Origin of the sequence: Streptomyces sp. H39-C1 (assembly GCF_027158125.1) — a bacterium.
GTDB classification, from domain to species: domain Bacteria; phylum Actinomycetota; class Actinomycetes; order Streptomycetales; family Streptomycetaceae; genus Actinacidiphila; species Actinacidiphila fildesensis.
Window position 1 is genome coordinate 93,135 of the sequence record NZ_JAPVLS010000012.1, and the last position, 18,912, is coordinate 112,046.

Here is an 18,912-nt window from a genome sequence, read left to right on the forward strand (position 1 = left end):
TGCTAGCGTGGAACGCATGAAGCGCGCTGCTATGACGACGACCCCGGAGAGTGTCCCGGCGCGCTGACTGATGTCTTAGTCCGAAGCCCCGGGGCGAGTGCCCCGGGGCTTCGCCGTGTGGTCACTCGCCTCACTGTCCGCGAGGAGACCACGATGCATGATCACCGCAAACTCGGTCGTGAGCTGGAACTGTTCGACACCGACCCGCTGATCGGTGCCGGGCTGCCGTACTGGCTGCCCGATGGTGCGACCGTGCGCCACGCGCTGGAGGAGTACATCCGCAACGCCGAACGGCGCGCGGGCTACCGGCACGTGTACTCGCCGGTGCTCGGCAAGCGGGAGCTCTATGAGATCTCGGGGCACTGGTCCCACTACAGCGACGACATGTTTCCATCGATGGACCTCGGCGGTGAGCAGGTCGTGCTGCGGCCGAGCCTGTGTCCGCACCATGCGGTGATCTACCGCTCGCGCTCCCGCAGTTACCGCGAGTTGCCGCTGCGTATGGCCGAACTGGGAGGCATGTACCGCTCCGAGCAGTCGGGCGTGCTCGGCGGGCTGACCCGCGTGCGGGCCATCCAGCTCAACGACGCGCACATCTTCTGCACCCTGGACCAGGTCGCCGACGAGGCCCGGTCGGCGCTGCAGATGATCCGCCGGGCGTACGAGGCGCTCGGCATCAGCCCGAGCCGCTACCGGCTCTCGCTCCCCGGCCCCGGCGGGAAGTACGTGGCCGCCCCGGAGAAGTGGGAGCGGTCCACCGCCCTGCTGACCGAGGTCCTGGACCGCTCCGGCCTGCCCTACGAAGCCGCCGGGGGCGAGGCCGCGTTCTACGGACCCAAGATCGACGTCCAGGTCGTCGACGGCGCCGGCCGCGAGTCCACCCTGTCCACCATCCAGATCGACTTCCACCAGCCCGAGCAGTTCGATCTGCACTACATCGGCGCGGACGGCGCGAAACACCGGCCGGTCATGGTCCACCGGAGCATCATCGGCAGCGTCGAGCGTGCCGTCGCGCACCTCATCGAGCAGCACGGAGGCGCCTTCCCCGCCTGGCTCGCGCCCACCCAGCTCGTCGTTCTCCCGGTCTCCGACGCCGAGTTGCCGCAGGCCGCCGAACTCGTCCACCGCTGTCTCGACCAGGGGCTGCGCGCGGAACTCGCCGGGCCGGAGCGCGGCAGCCTGGGTGCGCGCATCCGGCTCGCACGGCTTGTGCCCTACCAGGCGGTGATCGGTGCCAAGGAGGCCGTCGACGACCAGGTCGCCCTGCGCCTGCGGGACGGCCGCCGCCTGGACGCCCTGCCCGCCGCGGAGGTGCTGGCCCGCATCTCCGCTCTCGTCGACGCTCACAGCACCGACCTGTGGGACGGCGACGCCAAAGCGTAGTGCGCGGTTCGACCCGGCCCGCGGTGGCATCGAGATGCGCCGGATCGGATGGCCTTGGACAGGACCATGGCCAGGACCGTCCGACCCGGCGTCTCAGGCTCACCGCGGTCTGCCGCACAGGACCTACCGTGTCACCGGGTGTCGCCTTCCCAGTCCCAGTGATCCGGGTCGCCCGCGCGGGGGCCGTAGAGGGCACGGCCTCCCGGGCCGAACCTGCCGATCTCGGTGATCAGCGCGGCACTTTCCTGCAGTTGCCGGTTCGTCCAGCCGGTGACGTCGAGGAGCAGTCCGTCCAGGGGACCGCCGACCAGTTCCCGGTATACGTGACCGGTCCGTGGCCCCGGATCCGGATCGTCATGGTCGGCACCGTAGACCCGGCGCCAGATCAGTTCACCCATGCCCATCAGCATTGCAGCCGGCACTGACACCGCGCCGAAATCGGCTGCCCGGACGCGGAGCCGGACCCCGTCATCCCGCGATGAGGCCGATGCGGATGGAGTCGTCGTAGGGGACGACCAGGGTCTCGCTGTTGCCGGCGATCCACTGCGCGGGGACGAGGAACAGCCTGCCGTTCGACTCGACCAGCAGGCGCAGCCCTCGGTAGCGGAAGCGGTAGGAGTCCTTCGCCGCGCCGGCGACCTCCGTCTGCTCAACTCCGCTGGGGGCATCCCGCAGGGGTTCCTTGGTGTAGAGCACGACCTCCGGACGGTGCTCGAGTGACGCCGCGTCGTCCAGCGCCCGGCCCCGGCCGTACGCGGCGGCGAAGCTGTTGGCCGTCCAGAAAGAGCCGGCTACGACGATGACGGCGACCCAGGCCAGGGCATAGCGGCTGATGCGCCGGACAGCGGGGGACTCCAGCCAAACGGCGAGCTCACCGCTGTGCGCGGCGGGCGAAGGAGGCGCGGGCGGAGGCAGAGCAGGAGGCGGATCCGCGGACGGGTCGCCGACCGCCGCACGGTGCCGGTCCCAGCGGATGGCGAAGGTGCGCAGCAGTCCGAGGCCGTAGGCGATCGCGAGGGCGCCGCACCCCAGACAGACCGGTGTCGTCGCGATCGTCTCGGTGCGCGCCACGCGCGGTATCAGGAGCCCGACGACGCCCCTGGTGAACACCAGCAGCCCGAGCAGAACGGTGAACAGCCCCACCCAACCGGTGATGGCGTCGCGATCCGAGGAGGACACCATCCAGCGGACCGTGGCGTGGGCGGCGATGACCAGCAGGCTGATGACCGCGAGAACGATGAGGGGCGGATAGACGACCTCCACGCCGTAGAGCAGCATCTCCTGCAACGACAGGTCGACCATGTCGAGGTAGACACCGAAGTAGCGGAAGCGCGCCGTCGTCGCCACGTAGCCGAAGTAGAACAGCAGGGTGGTCAGTGCGGTGGTCGGCGCGATGACGTTGGCCACCGTCCACAGGCGTGCCCAGATCTGGCTGTCCACGAGTGGAGCGTCGGGCTCCGGGGTCGGATTCGGTTCAGGATCCGGGGTCGGTTCGGGGTCGGGGGTCACGTCCCGCCCTCGGAGGGCGTTGCCGAGTCGGACGGCGTCACTTCGGAGGGGTCACCGGTCGGCCCCTGCGTGTCGTCCGAGGCCGAATCCGACGGGTCGGGAGAATCGGTGCCACCGGCGGAAGCCGAGGAGTCCGGAGCGAAGGTCATCGTGTGTGTGGTGGTGACGAGCGCCGTCACGGGATGCCCGGAGGACGGCGCGTACTGCCCGCCGAGCAGCGAGCACGGGCGGGGTGAACGCGACACGCACCGCACGGTGACCTTGATGTCGAGTGTCGCCTTCCCGGCGCCGAGCCCGTCCGGCCTGGCGAACCGGATGCTGCAACCGTGCCTCGGCGCCTGCGAGGTCGGTTCCAGCATGGTCCCGGCCGAGCAGGCGTTCACCGGGTCCTTCACGTCCGGCGCACCGTCGCGGATGTTCCATGACGCCGGTTCGCCGTCGTCATCGAGTGCGCGCACCCCGCACGGATGATAGGAGCCCACCCGTCCAAGGTGAAGAGGCCTGCCCGCGGCGAAGAGGGCACCCATCACTTCGCAGGGCCGGGTTCGCCGGAGGTCATCAGCCCCAGCGAACCGTCCGCCGCATTTGCTTGCGCCGCAGGAAGAAAGTGCCGATGCATCCGCACATGTGCGCACACCAGGGCGGACGACGACCTCGTCCTGCGCGACGGGGCAGCGGACCTGGAGATCCGGGTCATCACCTCACCGGCGCCCGAACCCCTCGTCGAGACGCTGTTCACCGACGAGATGGTCGCCGTCGTCCGGCGCGGGCACCCCCTCGCCGGAAAGCCGCTCACCCCGGCCGCCTTCGCCGGCGCGCCGCACGTCCTGACGTCCCGGCGCGGCCGGCTGCGCGGGAGCAGGTACGTGCCGCTCCCGCCGACGACGCCGAGCCGGCGCCCGAGCACCGATGACGCACCGCGCGCCGTGCCGGTCGGCGGACCCGCTCACCGGACGCGCAGCGACGCGCTGATGGCCTTGCCCGTCCGCTGCACGACATCCGCGAGCCGTTCCAGATGCTGTGCGGGATGCGTCAGGACACACAACGCCGCCACCGGGACATCGTCCGCGGCGTACAGCGGAACGGCCACACAGCACACTCCCGGCACCACCTCCTCACGGTCGAACGCGGCACCGCGGTCCCGGATCGCCGCCGCTTCGCGAGGCCAGGACGCGGGGAGCCGGTCGAGCGGCAGAGCGCGGTCCGCCCCGGCCACCAGCACCTTGCCCGCCGCGGTGAACCACGGCCAGACCGTGCCGCTGCGTGGCGGTGGCACCACCGTGTTCTCGCCGGGCGTCCAGTCCAGTACCAGCGTCTGACCCTCGCGTAACGCGCTGATGCCCACGGTCGCGCCGGTCGCACCCAGCAGGCGGCGCACCGGCTCCCGCACCGCGGCCCGCAGCCCGGGATGCGGCTGCCACTCCTGCCCGAGCTGGAACATGCGCGGACCCATCCGGTATCCCCCGTGGCACCGCTCGACGGCGTTCAGCGCGACCAGTTGCTCCAGCAGCCGGTACGCGGTCGTCTTGGGCAGCCCGCACTCCGACGCGAGCCTCGTCAGTCCTGCCTCCCCGGCCCGGTCCACAGCCCCCAGCAGTCCGAATGCGCCCTGCAGCACACCACGCCCGCCGGCCCACGGCGGGAGATCCGCCAGGACCCCTGTCTCCGGCTCGTACGCGCCTGGCCGGTTCAACGGCTCGTTCAACTGCCTCATCGATGAGACCCCCGTCTCGATGCGATCACCACGCTGCCGGCGCTGCCCGTGGTGTCGTCGACCGACCCCCACGGCCGCGCGCGCCGCCCACCCTGACCGAACGCCGGCTCGTACCCCGCACCCCGGCTTCGCAGGGAATACGGTTCCGACGACACTCGAGTTCAGCACCGCGGAGCGTGAGTTCCGTACGCAGCGCGACGTGGACAGGTCGTAGTACGCCCGGCCCACGGGGTTGAGGCTCATCTCGCGGCGCGGAGGCGGAACCGAAAGCCGATCGCTTTCCTTGCCGGTCTTCGAGGGGCGTGGAAGGCTCGGGCGATGAGTACGGATCTTGTCGACTGGTCGTCGATCGCCGCCACGGATTTCCCGTTCCCCGCCGCCGTACCGGTCGCCCGGCTGGGCGACGAGCTGTCGGCCATGCTCGTGTCCCCCGACCCCGAAGTCCGGGACGAGCACGCCTACACCGCCGCCGCGCGCTGGATACGCGAAGGTCACCTCGACGAGGTTCTGGAGGACCTCGGTGACGCCGCCGCGGACCGTTTCACCCATCGGGAGATCCAGGCCAGGACCTTCGCGCCCCTCGTGCTCCGGTGCGTTCTGACCCGCGGACAGGCCGCCCCCGGCACGGTGCCGCGGACGGCCGCGGAGCGCTGGTACGCCGGCTTCGCCTCCTGGTACCCGTCGGAGCTCGACACCCGCGGCTGGGACGACTCCCTCGGCTGGCTGCACGCCGTCGCACACGGCGCCGACGCGGCCGCCGCGTTCGGACAGGCGCTGCCCGCCCGCCGCACCGAACTGCTGGAACTGTGCGCCCGCCGGATGACGGCCGAACACACCGACTACCGCTACGCGCAGCTGGAGGATGCCCGTCTCGCCCACGCGCTCAGCCGCATCCTGCTCGCTCCGGACCTGACGGCCGAGCAAGCCACCGGCTGGTTGGGCATCGTGACGGACGCCCTCGACGGTGGCGGCCCCGGCCCCGTTCCACCCTGGGCCTTCAACACCTTCGCCACGCTCCAGTCCCTGCATCTCCATCTCACCCGCGGCCTTGCCGACGGAGGCGTTCCACCGCACGCTCCGGTCGTCGCCGATCGTGTGGCCGCCGTCCTCCGGCTGCCCTACGGCTGGCTCGCCTGACGTTCATGGCACCGCCCGGAGGGGCAGCCGCTGTGCGCGGCCGCCCGTCCGGGCGGATGGTCATCGGGTCAGGACGTCCAGGCCGGTCCCTGCCCGGTCCAGCTGATGACCAGCTGAATGTCGTCCAGCTTGCCGGAGTCGAACAGAGCAGCGGCGTCCTCGCCGAATCCGAGCAGCCAGTCTCCCCTGGGACTGGTTCCGGAGAGCGAGGCCCAGGTCGCGGCGTTGCCCCGCCGGGTGCTGGCCGTGCCTTCCGTGGTGGTGGCGCTTCCACCGCCCTTGATGCGACGCAGCGACAGCAGCGTGTTGGGCACCGGTTCACCACTGTCGAGCCGGACGGCGACCGCGGAGGTGACGAGGCCCGAGATCCCGACCGGGAAATCGATGTCCCGCAGGTTGAGCGTGACCGAGCGGGCCTTCGGGTCTGCGGGGTTGTTGAGGTCGTACCACTGGTCGGGGAAGTCGGTCGCCAGGCTGAACACCCGGTCCGAACCGCGCTCCCGGGATCCGTTGAACCGGTTGATCAGCTGGCTGCGGTAGCCGTCGTCGTACAGGGCCGTGTAGTCGATCGTGAGCATCACATCGGCGATCGCGGCGAAGTCGATCGGATTCGCGGCGGGCGGAAGGTGGAGTTCCCACGTGGTGTCCACGCCGCTGGACTCGAACGGCCGCAACATGTCGGCCTGGGCGTCGAGTTCGAAGACCCCGCTGGCGTTGACCGGTGACGTCAGAGCGACCACTCCGGGGTCGTGCCGCACCACGATGTCCTTGAAGCCGCTGTCCTGCCGGGTGGTCACCCGGGAGATGCCGTTGGAGGCCAGCGTGGCGCGAACGCCCCGCTCCGGCGGAAAGAGCCCGGCGATGCTGACGCGTACCTGGCTGATCATCCGGCAGAACTGACCGGGGAAATCACCGTCGAACAGGGACATCGGGGTGGCGAAGGCGATGGATCCGGTACGACGGAACTCCAGGAACTCCACCGGCATGAGCTGGGCGAGGGAGAACGTCTGGGACAGGTTGAGACGCCGGCGTTCCGACCGGAAGGCGTACTCCTCCAGGCCGCTCAGGTCCTGGCTGAGCCGTTCCGCTCCGGTCAGCCCCCGGCGATTGACCTGATTGCTGGTGTCGGTCGTCTCGGCCGGCGTCTGCCAGTAGTCGTTGCCGATCAGTGTCTGGGCCGATTCGGCCCGCTCAAAGGCCAGTTGCGCCTGCGCCAGCCGCGCGGTGGCGGTGGCCTGCTGCAGGAAGTACCGGTACGTCCCGCCGAGCGTGTTGCTCATCCACAGATACAGATCGGCGTTGGTGAACTGGTCGTTGAGGAACTTCAGCGTCGCTGTCGCCTGGTCGCGCTGGAGGGTGGCGATCGCCTGCTCCTGAGTGGCTATCGTCACCTGGTCGTTGGCCGTCACCATCTGCGCGGCCGCGACCAGTGAGTCCTGCTCGGCAGAGGTCTTCTGCAGGCGCCACTCGTCCTTGTGCTGCTCGATGCCGGCCTTGAGCTGGTTGGCATCCATCCGTGCCTGGAGGGTGTTCTCGTTGGCCTGGAAGATGCCCCTGCTGACAAGTCCGGCCGTGATGGACATCGCTATGGCCGGCCTGGCGCCGCCGGAGAAGACCGCACCTGCGAGGTCAGCCGCGTTGTACGCCTGCTGCAGGACACCGACCGCCGTGTCGACGGCGTTGATGGTGTTCCGGATGGATCTCATCTCGCCGTACTGGTCGAGGAGGTCGCGCTCGTACTGGTTCGGCGGCAGACCGATCTGCCGCTCGTAGGTCCTGACCATGACGTCGGCCTTGGCACGCTGGGCTGCCGCCGCCTTGACCGCGTCGTTGGCCTCCGTCACCCGACTGGTGGCGAGGCCGATCTGTGCGTTGGTCAGATCGATCCCCTTGCCCGCGTCGAAGGCCCGCAGGCTGCGATCGTCGTACTTCTCGAGTGCGGCGAGGTAGCCCGCCTCCATCTGGGTTGCCTGGGACACGAGTTGATGCGCCCGCTCCATCAGCGTCTTGAAGCGGAAGGGCGTGGGCTGGCTCACCGTGATCGTCCCGACGACACCTTGCGTACGGGGCATGCCCGCGATGTTCCGCCCCTGACGCAACTTGGCGAGCTGTACGTTCACCCGCGCCGACAGCGACTCCAGCTCCGGGATCGGCAGGATCGGCTCACCGGGATTCATCGGCTCGAGCGGGCGCAGCGCGGGAACGGAGAGCAGTCGGCGGGCGGCGAGGTAGAGGGTCCTGGCGTGGGCGACCGACTCACCCGTCTCGCGGCTGAATTCGGAGTCCGCGAAGTCGATGTGGCACCGGATCACCGCCAGCAGCGTGGCACGGGTGTAGGGGGCCGGACGGTTGTCCACGAGCCCGAACGGATCCAGCTTCTCCGTCCACTGGGGAGGGAATTTGAGATCGGGGCGGACCGCTGTCTCGGTGGCGATCCGGAGGTAGCAGGATTTGGCCACGCCGTCGTCGTACGGGTACACGAGCCAGTACCAGTCGAGCGCCGCACGGTAGTCACCGGCGGTCTGCAGCCGCTGGGCCAGCAGGAGAGGCACGGCCCAGAAGGTCTCCCGGTTCTCCGCGTCCGGCCTGCCCACCTGAAGCCTCCTGAGGTCGTCCTGGTGCGTGGCCGACCTGGGGGGATCAAGATATTTGAAGGCCGAGCCCGCGTAGTCGCCCGCTGCTTTCACGGCCTTCTGCGCGCTGAAGACGCCCGGCCCGCGGATGGCCTCGAAGAAGGCGGCCAGTTGCGGCCTGCCGCGCGGCACCAGCAGGGTCGGGTCGAGATTCCGCTCGGGAAACAGGAACGCCGTGGTGGCGGCCTGCCAGCTTCCCATTTCACCCATCCAGACCCATGCGCGGGTGAACGTGTCCGGGTTGCCGAGTCTCCAGCTGAACGCAGGATGCGTCGGCAGCATCTCGCCGGATCTCTTGGCGGACAGGAGCGACTGAATGCTCTCCAGCGCCTGCTTGACGCGGGTGGTGCGCAGCGATCCGCCGGCGAGGACATCGACGAGGAACAGGGCCGTCATCTCCTCCCCGATGACACCCGTGGTCGTGGGTTTCAGGTCGTCGAGCAGGGCGTCGCGCAGAATCGGCAGGGCGACCTGCTCGGCCGCGATGACTGCCTGCCCGTTCCCTTCGATGATGTCCGCGCGCTGCGTGGTCCGGCTGCGCAGCACGGACTGCCAGTCGTGACGGGCATCGCTGTCGACGCGGTACGTGCTGACCCGCGGACCGGCACCGGAGAGGACGAAGTAGTCGGGGGAGAGCGCGAACGCGGTCTCCTGGGTCGTCCAGACCGGGAACAGCTGGCGCTTGTGGGCCCCGGTGAGGACCGAGACGGCGTCCTTCCACTCGGCGGCCGAGAGGTTCCCGGTGGCGGCGAGCCGGGCGAGCTTCCGCAGGAGGAGGAAACCGGGGCGGCTCAGTCCGACCGACGCGAGCAGGCCACTGATGTCGGCGCCCTGGTTCTCCTTGCTCTCCCAACGGGCGAGGTCGGCACCGGGCAACGCCTGGGTCACCATGGCCGTGAGTCCCAGGATCGCGGTGGCGGCATTGACGCGCAGTGCGTCGAGCATCTGCTCGTAGCCGGCGAGCGTCCCGGCTCGCTGCGTCAGCAACAGCCGGACGGGGTCACCGTTCGGACCCTCGATGACGTCGGCGGCGCTGATCACATCCGGGTCGGCGAGCACCCCGTACGCCCGCGGCGTCGTCGGGTGCTGGTCCTGATCGGCCCAGGACAGCGCCAGCCCGGCCAGCTGCCAGGTGAGCAGCAGCGGGGTCGATGGCGTACGCAGCGGGTCGGACCGGGTGGTGGAGGTGAGACCGAAGAGGGTTTCCAGCGCCGCTTCGGTGAGGCCCGGGCCATCCAGTACCAGTTGGTCCAGCTCATCGGGTTTGGCCGCCGACAACCGGATGCCCAGTCGTGCCGCCAATGCCTGGCGAACGGCGGGCGCGGCGCCCCGGACCAGCCGCAGCTCCGCGTAGGAGGTGCCCACCGCGGCGAGCAGCGACGTGTACGCCGCATTGCGGTAGGCCTCCTCGCCTGCCGCTCCGGGCCCGGCAGGGGTCCCGGTGGCCGCGATGCGTGCCCGGAGCAGTTCCACGGGCACACGCAGTTGGTTGATGTCGACGTTGCCCTGGTCAGCGGCCGCGGACAGCGGCTGGCTCAGCCGGTCGAGCGGCTGGCCCAGAACACGGACAAGGGTGGCGGTGTCCAGCGACGCCTCCGGTGGTCCCGGAACCTTGACCTGCTCCTGGGCGAAGGACAGCAGGGCAACCAGATACTCCCGTTCGTTGAGCCGCTCCTCCAGCGTCTTCGGCTTGAAGTCGCTGATGACCACGACCGGGAACTCCGTCGGCTTGAGCATCGTGTTGCCTGCCGCGTCGGTCGCCCACACATAGATCGTGTGCGCGCCGAACCCTTTCAGCGGCACGTCGGCAAGCCATTTGCGGAAGTCGCCGGGGGTCAGTGCCTGCGCCGTCGTTCTGGTTCCTTCGGGACTCAGGGCCCAGGCCACCGCCGCCTTTCCGCCGATCATCCCGCTCTGGGGGTCCTCCGCGGTTCCGCTGATGTGCGCGGTCCCCTGCCCGTCCTTGTCACCGAGAACGTCGGCCTGCGGAACGACGGGCGCGCGGGGCAGCCCGACGTCACGGCCGCTTATCGTGCGGACCTTTGTCGACGTGAAACCGTCCCGGTCGCCGACGGTCACCGCGATCGGCCGCGGTCCCAGCGGCAGGGAGCTGAGGGTGAGGGTCTTCTGGTATTGGGTGCTGGAGATCGTCTCGGCCGAAACGAACTGACCGTCCACGGCGATACTGACCGTGACCGGGAAGAACTGGTCGGCCGGAATGCTCACCCTCAGATCGACCGACCCAGGGCTCTCCCCCAGATCGACCACCGCACCCTCGGCCGGCGCCGTCACCGTGAAAGCCGGTGGAACCGCCGCCGCCACCTGGAAATTGACCGGGCCGGAGACGAAGACCCGCCCCGTGTCGGTGACCGCTTGAGCTGTGACCGTGTGGGTACCGGGCGTCGGGAACGTCAGAGCGAAGTCCCCACCGCTCCGGTTCTCCCGTGCCTTCTCGACGCCGTCGATGCTGACGGCGGTCTGTACGTACGCGACGAGAGGAGTCGATATCCATTTCCCGTTGATGAAATCCCATCTGAAGCTCGCACCTCGGAAGGCATCCACCGACACCGTGGCGGCAATCCCCGCCACCACCCGCCCGGCCTGGGCGGAAACGCTCACCGACGGCTGGATGGGGTCCGGCGTCGGCCCCGGCTGCTCGATGATGGACTCCACCGGCCCGGTGTCCACTGCTGATAATTCTCTGTCCATCACGAGAAACCCCGTCCGATAGTCGATCTGTTGGAAATGAGCGGTTTCATGACAAGGCATGGGCGCGACCACGGTGCTATGCGCCTGTCGTCATGGTCAGGTGCGTCACGCCCGGCAGTGAGAGCGTCCCCTGACCTGTCAGTTCGACCTTCGCCGAGTGCGGAGGACCGAGCAGGTCGATCGGCCTGCCGTAGCGCCAGATGCGAGTGACATACAAGGCGACCCGAGCGTCCTCGCCGCCGGTGGACGTGGCCACGTCGAACATGTCCCCGGGGGACACCACACCCTCCAGGCAGCGCACAATGCACACAGCGCGGTCGACGGTCGCTGCCTCGGTGTCCTCGACGCTGATACGGGCTCTATTTGCCATGGGCGGCGGCCTCCTTGATGAACTGCTGGGTCTGTGCCGGAGTGAGTTTCGGGGTATTGGCCAAAGTCGGCGAGATGTTCTCGATACTCATCCGCCCCGGTATCTCGATTCCCATCCGCCCCAGAATCGCACGGGCGGCACTCGTCGGGATCTCGATGCTGGCGCGGCTCGCGAACTCCGCGGGGCTCAGCTCGACTCCGACTTCCAGCTCCGAGGCGATGTATCCCTCGTGAGTGGCGACTCCTACCAGGTCCCCCGGTTGTGCGATCTGGATGACCGATTGCCCGAACCGTTCGGCGTGCGCGCCGAACACGGTGGCGACTCCCGGATCGGTGGTCGTGGGAGTGATCCCCACCCGCTGCGTTCCGGCGCTGCCCTGATAACCGCGTGTTGTGCCCCGGAAGAGTGCCGGACCGCTCGGGGCTGCCGGCTGAACAGTCGCAGCAGGGTCACTGGCCGTGGACTTGAGGTAGGTCGGCTCGGCCGGCGGCGCACCTGCCCCGCCCGGCGAACCTGACCGCCCGCCACCGCCGGCGGACGTCGCGCCGGGACCTTTCGGAGCCGAGCCGCTGGGCACCGCTCCCAGCGGTCGGCCCGTCTTCCACATCACATATCCCTGAGCGGCCGTGTGAGCCAGACCTGCCGCGCTCACGAAGTTCTCCTCGAGACGCTGCGCCGAGGGGCCGAGAAGAGCGCCGACCGCAGTGGGCCGAGGCCTGCCGCCCAACGCCTGCACCGCCCCCGAACCTGCGACGTCAGCGCCTGCCACCATCAGCGGAGCGCCGACGACGCAGCCCACGCCCGTCTCGCACAAAGCCGCTCCCGCGACGAAGGCCGCCGCGCCACCCAGTACCTTGGCCCCGCCCTCCACCCGGGGGGCGATCTCCTCCTTGGTGAACTCGAGGGGCTCCCACTCCCGCGGATCCCAGGTGAACTCCCAGTCCGTCCCCGCGGTGTCGGTCCTGTTCATCGGGCCACCGCCGCACATCTGGTACTGGTTGACGCCGCCGGCCGGTCCCCTGGGGTCACAGCCGCTCCAACGAGCCGTCCACGGCAGGTAGTAGCGCGCCGAGTGGTGGGCCAGACCGCTCTCCTCGTCCCGCTCGCAACCGGTGAAGCGGTAGCGCTTGCGGGTGTAGCTGCCGAAGCTGGTTTCGCCGTACGGGGTGTATTCCTCGCGGTTGGTGAGGGTGCCCGCGCCGTCGACGACGGCAGTGCTGCTGCCGAGGTGGTCCGAGAGCTGGACGGCGACCGCCGGGCCGCGGTCCTCGGGGTGGGCGGGGCCGAGGCGGACCAGCGCGACCCGCCGGGAATCGTCCATGACGTGGACCTGGTTGTTCTCGCCCGCTCCCGGGGCGGCAGCCGATGCGGGCGCCGCAGCGGCCCAGCGGTGATGCTCGAAGGTGCCGTCGACGTAGTGGGTGACCTCGACGGCACCGCCCTGGCGGCGGACGATCTTCTTCACCCGCAGGCCGGACGCGTCGTACAGGTACTGGGCGTGGACGGAGGGTTCGGCGCCCGGAGTCTGGGTCGCGAACGCCTTCAGCCGGTCGGCGTGGTTCCACGCGAAGTGCCGCGAGGTCGTCTCGGCGACCAGGTTGCCGTTGCTGTCGTACGTGTAGGTGTACGGCGTCTTCCCCACGGCCATCGCCCGCAGCCGGTTGCTGTCGGTCGCGACGTCGAAGGCGCGGCTGAAGCCGCCCGTGCCACTGTGGCCGAGGCTGAGGACGCTGCCCACCGCGTCGTAGCGGTACGTCTCCGTGTACGCCTGCGCCTTCGTGACATCAGTGCCGCGCGGCAGGTCGCTCCACGGATCCCCGGCGGGCTGCGCTTGGTACTCGCGGCCGGTCGCGGCGAGCAGCCGGTAGACCGGGTCGTAACTGAACCGCCGGTCGAGTGCGTCACCGCTGCCGAGCAGTTTGCGCAGGACGGGGTCGGTGGCACCGAGCGCGTCGGGGTTGTTGGGGATGCCGCTGCCAGGTGCCCGGTCGCGGACGGTGAGGATGTTCCCGACGAGGTCGTAGTCGTAGCCGTAGTCCTGCAGCGCGGCTCCGGTCGGACGGTAGGTCAGCCCGTCAGCGGCGAGGGTGAACCGCTCGCTCCGCAGCCTGGTCGGCCGGAACGTGTGCGGGTCGTAGGCGTACCGGGTCATCACCCCGTTGCCGTAGGCGACCAGGGACCGCTGTCCCTTGGCGTCGTAGGCGATCCGCTGCACATGGACCGCGTCGTCGAGGCGCATCCCCTCGAGTGCGCCCGCCCTGTTGTACGTGGGGTGGAGTTCCCTGCGTCGGCCCTCCACGTCGGTTGGCAGCACGTGTCTGACGACCCGGTTGAGCGCGTCGTAGCCCGTCGTCGTGACGTAGCCACCGGGTTCGAGCAGTTGCGCATCGCGCGCCGCCCGCCCCTGTCCGGCCGCGGGTGTCCACTCCACCTGGAACGGCACCACCTGCCAGCCCTTGGTCTTCGCCGCCGTGTACGTGGCGAGGATCGGCGCGTCGGCGATCACCCGCCGGGCGGATTCCAGCACGTTGCCCTTGTAGTCGACCACCGTGACGGTTTCGAGGCCCGCCTCGTCGTAGTGGCGCACCGGACGGCCGAGCAGGTTGACCACGCGGGCCGCGGCCCGGTCGGTGGCCGGCTGGTCGGAGGCACCACCGTCCCCGTATTCGATGAGCCGGCGCAGTGTCACAGACCCTGCGGAGTCGTCCCGCGCCCAGACATGAGTCGGCCTGCCCAGAACATCGGACACACCGAGCGTCAACGCACCCTTGCTGTCGCGGGCTTCGACCGGATTGCCGAGCGCGTCCGGAACGCTGTCCCGGCGCCCCGCGTCGATGCTGTCCGTACGCCAGCGCCGCTTGGCCACGTCGAAGCGGTACCGGAACGCATCCCGTCCGAGCGCGTCCGTGACCGTCACCAGATTGCCCTGGATGTCGTACACCGATCTGGAGTTCAACAGGTCGGCGTCCGCCACCCCGTTGCGGGCGACGGTGCGCACCGTACGGCCCAGGGCGTCGACCTCGGTGCTGGCCGGGGTGTTCCAATGACCGCGATACGCCCCCGCGGTGTCACCGTGGGTGCGACCCGCGTTGTCGTTCTGGTCGTAGGTGTAGGACTCCCATGGCGTCGGTACGAACACCTCGGGAACCGCCAGGTCGGCGGGGATTCCGAGGATGACGCGCTGTTCGCTGCCGTCGGGGTTCAGCGTTCGTACGACCTGCCCGCGCGGATCGTAGAACATGCTTGTCTTCTGGCCCGTCCGGGTACCGAGCGGCGGGACATGGTCGAAGCCGGTGGAGAAGAACGGCTCGTACTTCTCCACCACCCGGCCCTTGTTGTCGTAGACCTGCGCACCGGAGACGATCACGTTGTCCGGGTCCGCGGGGCCGCGTGTTCGACCGGTGGTGTCGCCGACCGGCGCGAGGTCCTCGCCGGGTATGGCGCCGCCGCCGTGGGTCGGGTCGCCGAAGAGGGTGTCCTCCGCCTGGGAGCGGGTCTGCAGCAGCCGCCCGAACCCGTCGGAGTACGTCACCGACACGATCACCTCGTCGCGCTGGGCGGCCGGGACGTTCGTGTCCGTGTCGTGGTGCACCCGGCGGACGGTGCGCGCGGAGGCGGGTCGACCGCGCTCGGCAAAAGCGAGCAGATCGTAGGTCGTCCGCGAACTCGCCGCGTCGCGGTCACCCTCGCCCCGCTTGCCGCGCACGAAGTGGGCGGTGACGAGCCCGATGGGAGAGAACGTCACCGTGCCGGTGTTGCCGTTGGCGTCGGTCGTCTCCCTGGTCTGCAGCATGCGGTAGTCGTGCACCGCGAGGGTCTCGAGGCCGACGGCATCGATCAGCCGTACCGGCAGCAGATCGTACTGGTCGTAGACGATCTGGCTCTGCGCGCCCAGCGGGTCGAGCGACGCGACCGGCAGTCCTCGCGGCACCCGGCCGGCGACGTGCACGTCGTAGCGGCGCCGAGCGCCGGTCACGTAGTACCCGCCGGGTGATCCGGGCACGTCGGTGTCCGTGTGGTGCGTGTAGCCGGCGAGACCGGGCAGCGCCGCGCGGAACCCGGGCGGGTACTCGGCCGGCCAGGTCGCGACCCCGCCGGGGGCCAGATACACGGGCCGCGGTCCGACCGCGAGCGGGTCGCCGGGCGGATGGAGGGCGTTGAGGAAGGCATCCGTGAACGTGAGGGACTCGGTGCGGACCGGCAGCCCGTGGTCGCCGAGGGTGCCGAGTGGCAGTCCGGTGAACGCGTCGCCGTCGTAGTACGTGCGGGCGTGGCCGATCACGCGCAGCGACAGACCGGCCTCCGTCGGGCCGGAGAGGATCGCGTCGCGCAGCTGCGCGACGCTGAGCCGGCCGTCGTTGATCACTTCGTAGCTGGTCGTCCGGCCTACCCGGTCGATCAGATAGTGGTCGGCGTCGTCGCGGCGGGAGTACTCGGTGGTGGCATACGTGGCCAGGTACGGCTGGGGTGCGGCGGTGACGGCGGCCATCGGGTCGCGGCCCCGGGGAACGGCGATGGAGATCTGCCCTGCCGGGAAGCCGTACCCGTCGTAGCCGCTGGGGACGGTGAACCGGGTCATCGGGTCGTCGCCGCGCTCGTACTGGGTGGTCCGGCTGCCGAGGCTGAACGGGAAGAAGATTCGTTCCCGCACGTCCTCCAGCCCGTCCCCGGAGCCGGCCGGCGGTGGCGACTCCTCCCTTACCCCGGAGATCGTCTCGGTGACGGTGTAGGGACGGTGCTCGCGGTCGGTGCCGTCCAGACCGTACAGCTCCGTGCGCAGCAGCTGTCCGCGCAGCGTCCGCAGCGCGGCCCTGCGGGCGCTTCGGGGCAGGGCGGCCAGGAAGGCGGTCTGCCCCGGGGGGCGGGACAGCATCGGTACGTCCAGGCCGGAGTATTCGTGCCGCAGATCCAGTTCGGTCCACTCCCCCGCCTCCACGGCGGCGACCGGTCCCGGGTGGAACCAGCTCTTCGTGAGGGTGGGCGGCGAGAAGTGCCCGTCCGGCACGGCGCCGGGCCCTGTCGTGGGCGCCGTCCCGAAGGATTCGCTGTCCAGCTGTTCGACCATCGCGAAGCCGCGGAACTCCCGCTCCACGCCGTCCCAATAGCCGTGGTGATAGCGGTACTTCGTGGTCAGCCGGCCGCCCGAGAGCGCGTCGCTCACCTCGACCCGGGACACCACCTGCACCGGGAACGGCAGGGTGGTGCGCCAGCGAGTCTCCGGATGGTGCTGGTCACGGAGGTACTCCTGCGTCGACGGCGCGTAGGTGACCTGCGTGGTGGCTCCGAGGTGGTGGTCCATACCGGTCAGCAGATGCGGCTTGACGCCACCGGCGAAGTCCAGGAAGCGCAGGTGCGGCCTCCCCGAACCGTCGTCGGCCCGGCTGAAGAGCAGGCCGGCCATCCCGGTTCCGTACAGGTCGGACAGCTGGAGCGAATCGCTTCCCGTGACGGCCGGAGTGCCGGTGATGGTGACGGGCTCTTCGGTCCAGGCGTTGCCGGACTGGTTGCCCCACAGCAGCACCCGCCCGTGGTCGACATGGATCAGGTCGGCCGCGCCGTCCCCGTCGACGTCGCCGAGCAGCACCCGGCGCGGATCGAAGCCGTCGGGCAGCCGGGGCGACCGGCGCATCGTCACCCGCGCTCCCCAGCGGCCATGGCCCTGGTTCGGCCAGTACGCGATGTTCCCGTTGCGGAGCAGCACGATGTCCTGCAGTCCGTCGCCGGTCATGTCCGCGAACCGCACCCGGGGATCCGCCAGATCCACGAGCGGTCCGGTGCTCTGTGAGGTGCGCTGCCACGCCTGGCGGGGGTCGGGATCGTTGAACCAGCACTCCAGGCGGGTACCCGAACGCAGCACGTCGGTGAGCCCGTCACCGTCCAGGTCGAGCAGTCTCACGTTCGGATCGGAGAGCCGGACCGACGGCGACTGCCGGTAGGGCCGGAACGAGCGATGGCTCCAGCCGCCCGCGAAAGTCATCGGGTAGTAGCCCGCGGTCGCACCGGAAGTCCGGCCGCCCGAGGTCACCACAGGCACGACCAGGTCGGCGCGGCCGTCACCGTCGGCGTCCATGAACCGCACCCCGGGATCGGCGAGGGACACCGGCGGCGCCTCGGCCATCTGCCGGGGAAGCTCGAACCGACCGCCGCCGGCGTTGCGCCAGACACGCTTCGTGGCCCCGAACTCGACCAGGTCGGGAAGTCCCGTCCCCCGCAGGTCGACCAGGGCCAGCGTCGGGTCGCCCAGCGACGCCGTCGGCAGGGCCGGCCCGGCCAGCGCTTCGAACCGGCGCACGGCCGGATCGAACCCCGAGTACCCGAAGGTCAGCGGCGGCAGGTTCTCCAGTAACGGGTCCTGGCCCGGCGGCTGATCCTGGCCGTCGATCCCGACCACGTCGACGCGGATGAGCAGTGAGACACCGTTGAACCCGGCCTGCTGGTAGGTGAACCGGCACTCCCGGGCCACCCGGGCGATGCCGTCCGCGGCGTGGGTGGTCACCCGGACGGTGCGGCAGCGCAACGACGTCCGCACCTCGAACCCGGACCGGTGGTCCGAGAACGCGTCGGGCCGCGACTCGTAGTCGAAGTCCACCGCGACGAGGAACGACGGTTCGGCCCGGTCACCGTAGTCCGCGTAGGAGATCCGGGCGAGCAGCGGACTGTCCCACGTGTGCCCCGCCTCCTGGCCGTGGTCGCGCAGATAGTCGTAGCGGATCACGTTGCCCAGCGCGTCCTCGGTCCGGGTGATCCGCCACCCGAAGACCCGGCTCGCGTCATCGGGATCAGCGACCACTGCGGGGTCGCGCCAGGTGGCGTCCGCGGTGGCCGGACGGGGCGTCCCGTAACGGGTCAGCAGACCGTCCTTCCCGCGGACCTCCCAGTAGTTCCCGGAGGCGTCCCTGACGTGCTCGATCCGCGCGAACAGGCCCTCCGTCCGCGGCCGGTACCGCACCCGGCCCGGCCGGCCACCGTCGACGGGCACCAGATCCTCGGCCCCCGACAGGACGAACACATCGGCCCGGTCCGCCCCGGGCCCGGCAGGCCCGGCCGTCTCCGTTTCCGCGTATCGGGGAATGCCTCGGGACGTCTTGCGGGACACCCCCGGCAGGCTCAGCTGCCATCCCTGGCCGAACGGCCCGTTCCCGTTGCCGGTGCTGTATCCCAGCGACAGGTGCGGTGCCAATCCGAGCCGGCCGGCGGGGACCGTGATCGGCACCGTGCAATTCCCCGTCCCGGTGAACAGGTCCGGAGTGAACGTCTCCCCCATGCCGCCGACCGCACCGCCGCCTTTCGGCAGCGACAGCACCGCACCCTCCACCGTGGAATCCGCTCCGTCGCTCATGACCCGCCCCCGCTTCGACATCGCCGAATCCCACGAAGGAGTCGGACTGACGGTCTGCAGCATGGGAGTGACGGGAGCCCCCTGTCATGCCGCGTTCCGGTCAGCGGACCGGAGCACC

Annotated in this window: 9 protein-coding genes and 1 pseudogene; 3 read left to right on the forward strand and 7 right to left on the reverse strand. The window is 70.1% G+C overall.

Annotated elements, in window-relative coordinates:
• Positions 1–63 precede the first annotated feature (63 nt).
• A complete protein-coding gene (thrS, locus tag O3W51_RS10835) occupies positions 64–1,383 on the forward strand; it encodes a threonine--tRNA ligase (protein ID WP_331284058.1) in 1,320 nt (439 codons plus the stop codon).
• 131 nt (positions 1,384–1,514) lie between these two features.
• Here the strand turns inward: thrS and O3W51_RS10840 are convergent, their stop codons facing one another.
• From O3W51_RS10840 to O3W51_RS10850, 3 genes are all read right to left on the reverse strand, one after another.
• Positions 1,515–1,781 (reverse strand): hypothetical protein, encoded by a 267-nt coding sequence (locus O3W51_RS10840; protein ID WP_138356634.1) that lies wholly within the window; start codon positions 1,779–1,781, stop codon positions 1,515–1,517.
• A 70-nt stretch (positions 1,782–1,851) separates the two neighbouring features.
• Positions 1,852–2,823: a hypothetical protein gene (locus tag O3W51_RS10845; protein WP_269285397.1), complete on the reverse strand. Its 972-nt coding sequence runs from the start codon at positions 2,821–2,823 to the stop codon at positions 1,852–1,854.
• Between the two features lie 65 nt (positions 2,824–2,888).
• Complete coding sequence (locus O3W51_RS10850; protein ID WP_138356636.1) at positions 2,889–3,350, reverse strand: hypothetical protein; 462 nt, start codon at positions 3,348–3,350, stop codon at positions 2,889–2,891.
• A gap of 9 nt (positions 3,351–3,359) precedes the next feature.
• Between O3W51_RS10850 and O3W51_RS10855 the strand changes: the two are divergent.
• Positions 3,360–3,734 (forward strand): annotated as a pseudogene (locus O3W51_RS10855) (LysR substrate-binding domain-containing protein); the annotation flags it as partial.
• A gap of 104 nt (positions 3,735–3,838) precedes the next feature.
• Here the strand turns inward: O3W51_RS10855 and O3W51_RS10860 are convergent.
• Positions 3,839–4,606: an IclR family transcriptional regulator gene (locus tag O3W51_RS10860; RefSeq protein ID WP_138356638.1), complete on the reverse strand. Its 768-nt coding sequence runs from the start codon at positions 4,604–4,606 to the stop codon at positions 3,839–3,841.
• 318 nt (positions 4,607–4,924) lie between these two features.
• Here O3W51_RS10860 and O3W51_RS10865 point away from each other — a divergent pair, with 318 nt between their 5' ends.
• Positions 4,925–5,743: a DUF2785 domain-containing protein gene (locus tag O3W51_RS10865; protein WP_138356639.1), complete on the forward strand. Its 819-nt coding sequence runs from the start codon at positions 4,925–4,927 to the stop codon at positions 5,741–5,743.
• 68 nt (positions 5,744–5,811) lie between these two features.
• Here O3W51_RS10865 and O3W51_RS10870 read toward each other — a convergent pair whose 3' ends face one another.
• Genes O3W51_RS10870 through O3W51_RS10880 form a run of 3 tightly spaced genes read right to left on the reverse strand, consistent with a single transcriptional unit; the run spans position 5,812 to position 18,794 of the window.
• Positions 5,812–11,157: a neuraminidase-like domain-containing protein gene (locus O3W51_RS10870; RefSeq protein WP_269285401.1), complete on the reverse strand. Its 5,346-nt coding sequence runs from the start codon at positions 11,155–11,157 to the stop codon at positions 5,812–5,814.
• A 4-nt stretch (positions 11,158–11,161) separates the two neighbouring features.
• Positions 11,162–11,455 (reverse strand): hypothetical protein, encoded by a 294-nt coding sequence (locus O3W51_RS10875; protein ID WP_269285403.1) that lies wholly within the window; start codon positions 11,453–11,455, stop codon positions 11,162–11,164.
• Positions 11,445–18,794, reverse strand: coding sequence for a SpvB/TcaC N-terminal domain-containing protein (locus tag O3W51_RS10880; protein WP_269285405.1), 7,350 nt, complete (start codon positions 18,792–18,794; stop codon positions 11,445–11,447). Before O3W51_RS10880 ends, O3W51_RS10875 begins: the two co-directional genes overlap by 11 nt.
• Positions 18,795–18,912 lie beyond the last annotated feature (118 nt).

Excerpts from the sequence above, each read along its gene's own strand:
- O3W51_RS10880 (WP_269285405.1), bottom strand. The coding sequence starts at position 18,794 with ATGAGCGACGGAGCGGATTCCACGGTGGAGGGTGCGGTGCTGTCGCTG.
- O3W51_RS10840 (WP_138356634.1), bottom strand. The coding sequence starts at position 1,781 with ATGGGTGAACTGATCTGGCGCCGGGTCTACGGTGCCGACCATGACGAT.
- O3W51_RS10875 (WP_269285403.1), bottom strand. The coding sequence starts at position 11,455 with ATGGCAAATAGAGCCCGTATCAGCGTCGAGGACACCGAGGCAGCGACC.
- O3W51_RS10865 (WP_138356639.1), top strand. The coding sequence starts at position 4,925 with ATGAGTACGGATCTTGTCGACTGGTCGTCGATCGCCGCCACGGATTTC.
- O3W51_RS10860 (WP_138356638.1), bottom strand. The coding sequence starts at position 4,606 with ATGAGGCAGTTGAACGAGCCGTTGAACCGGCCAGGCGCGTACGAGCCG.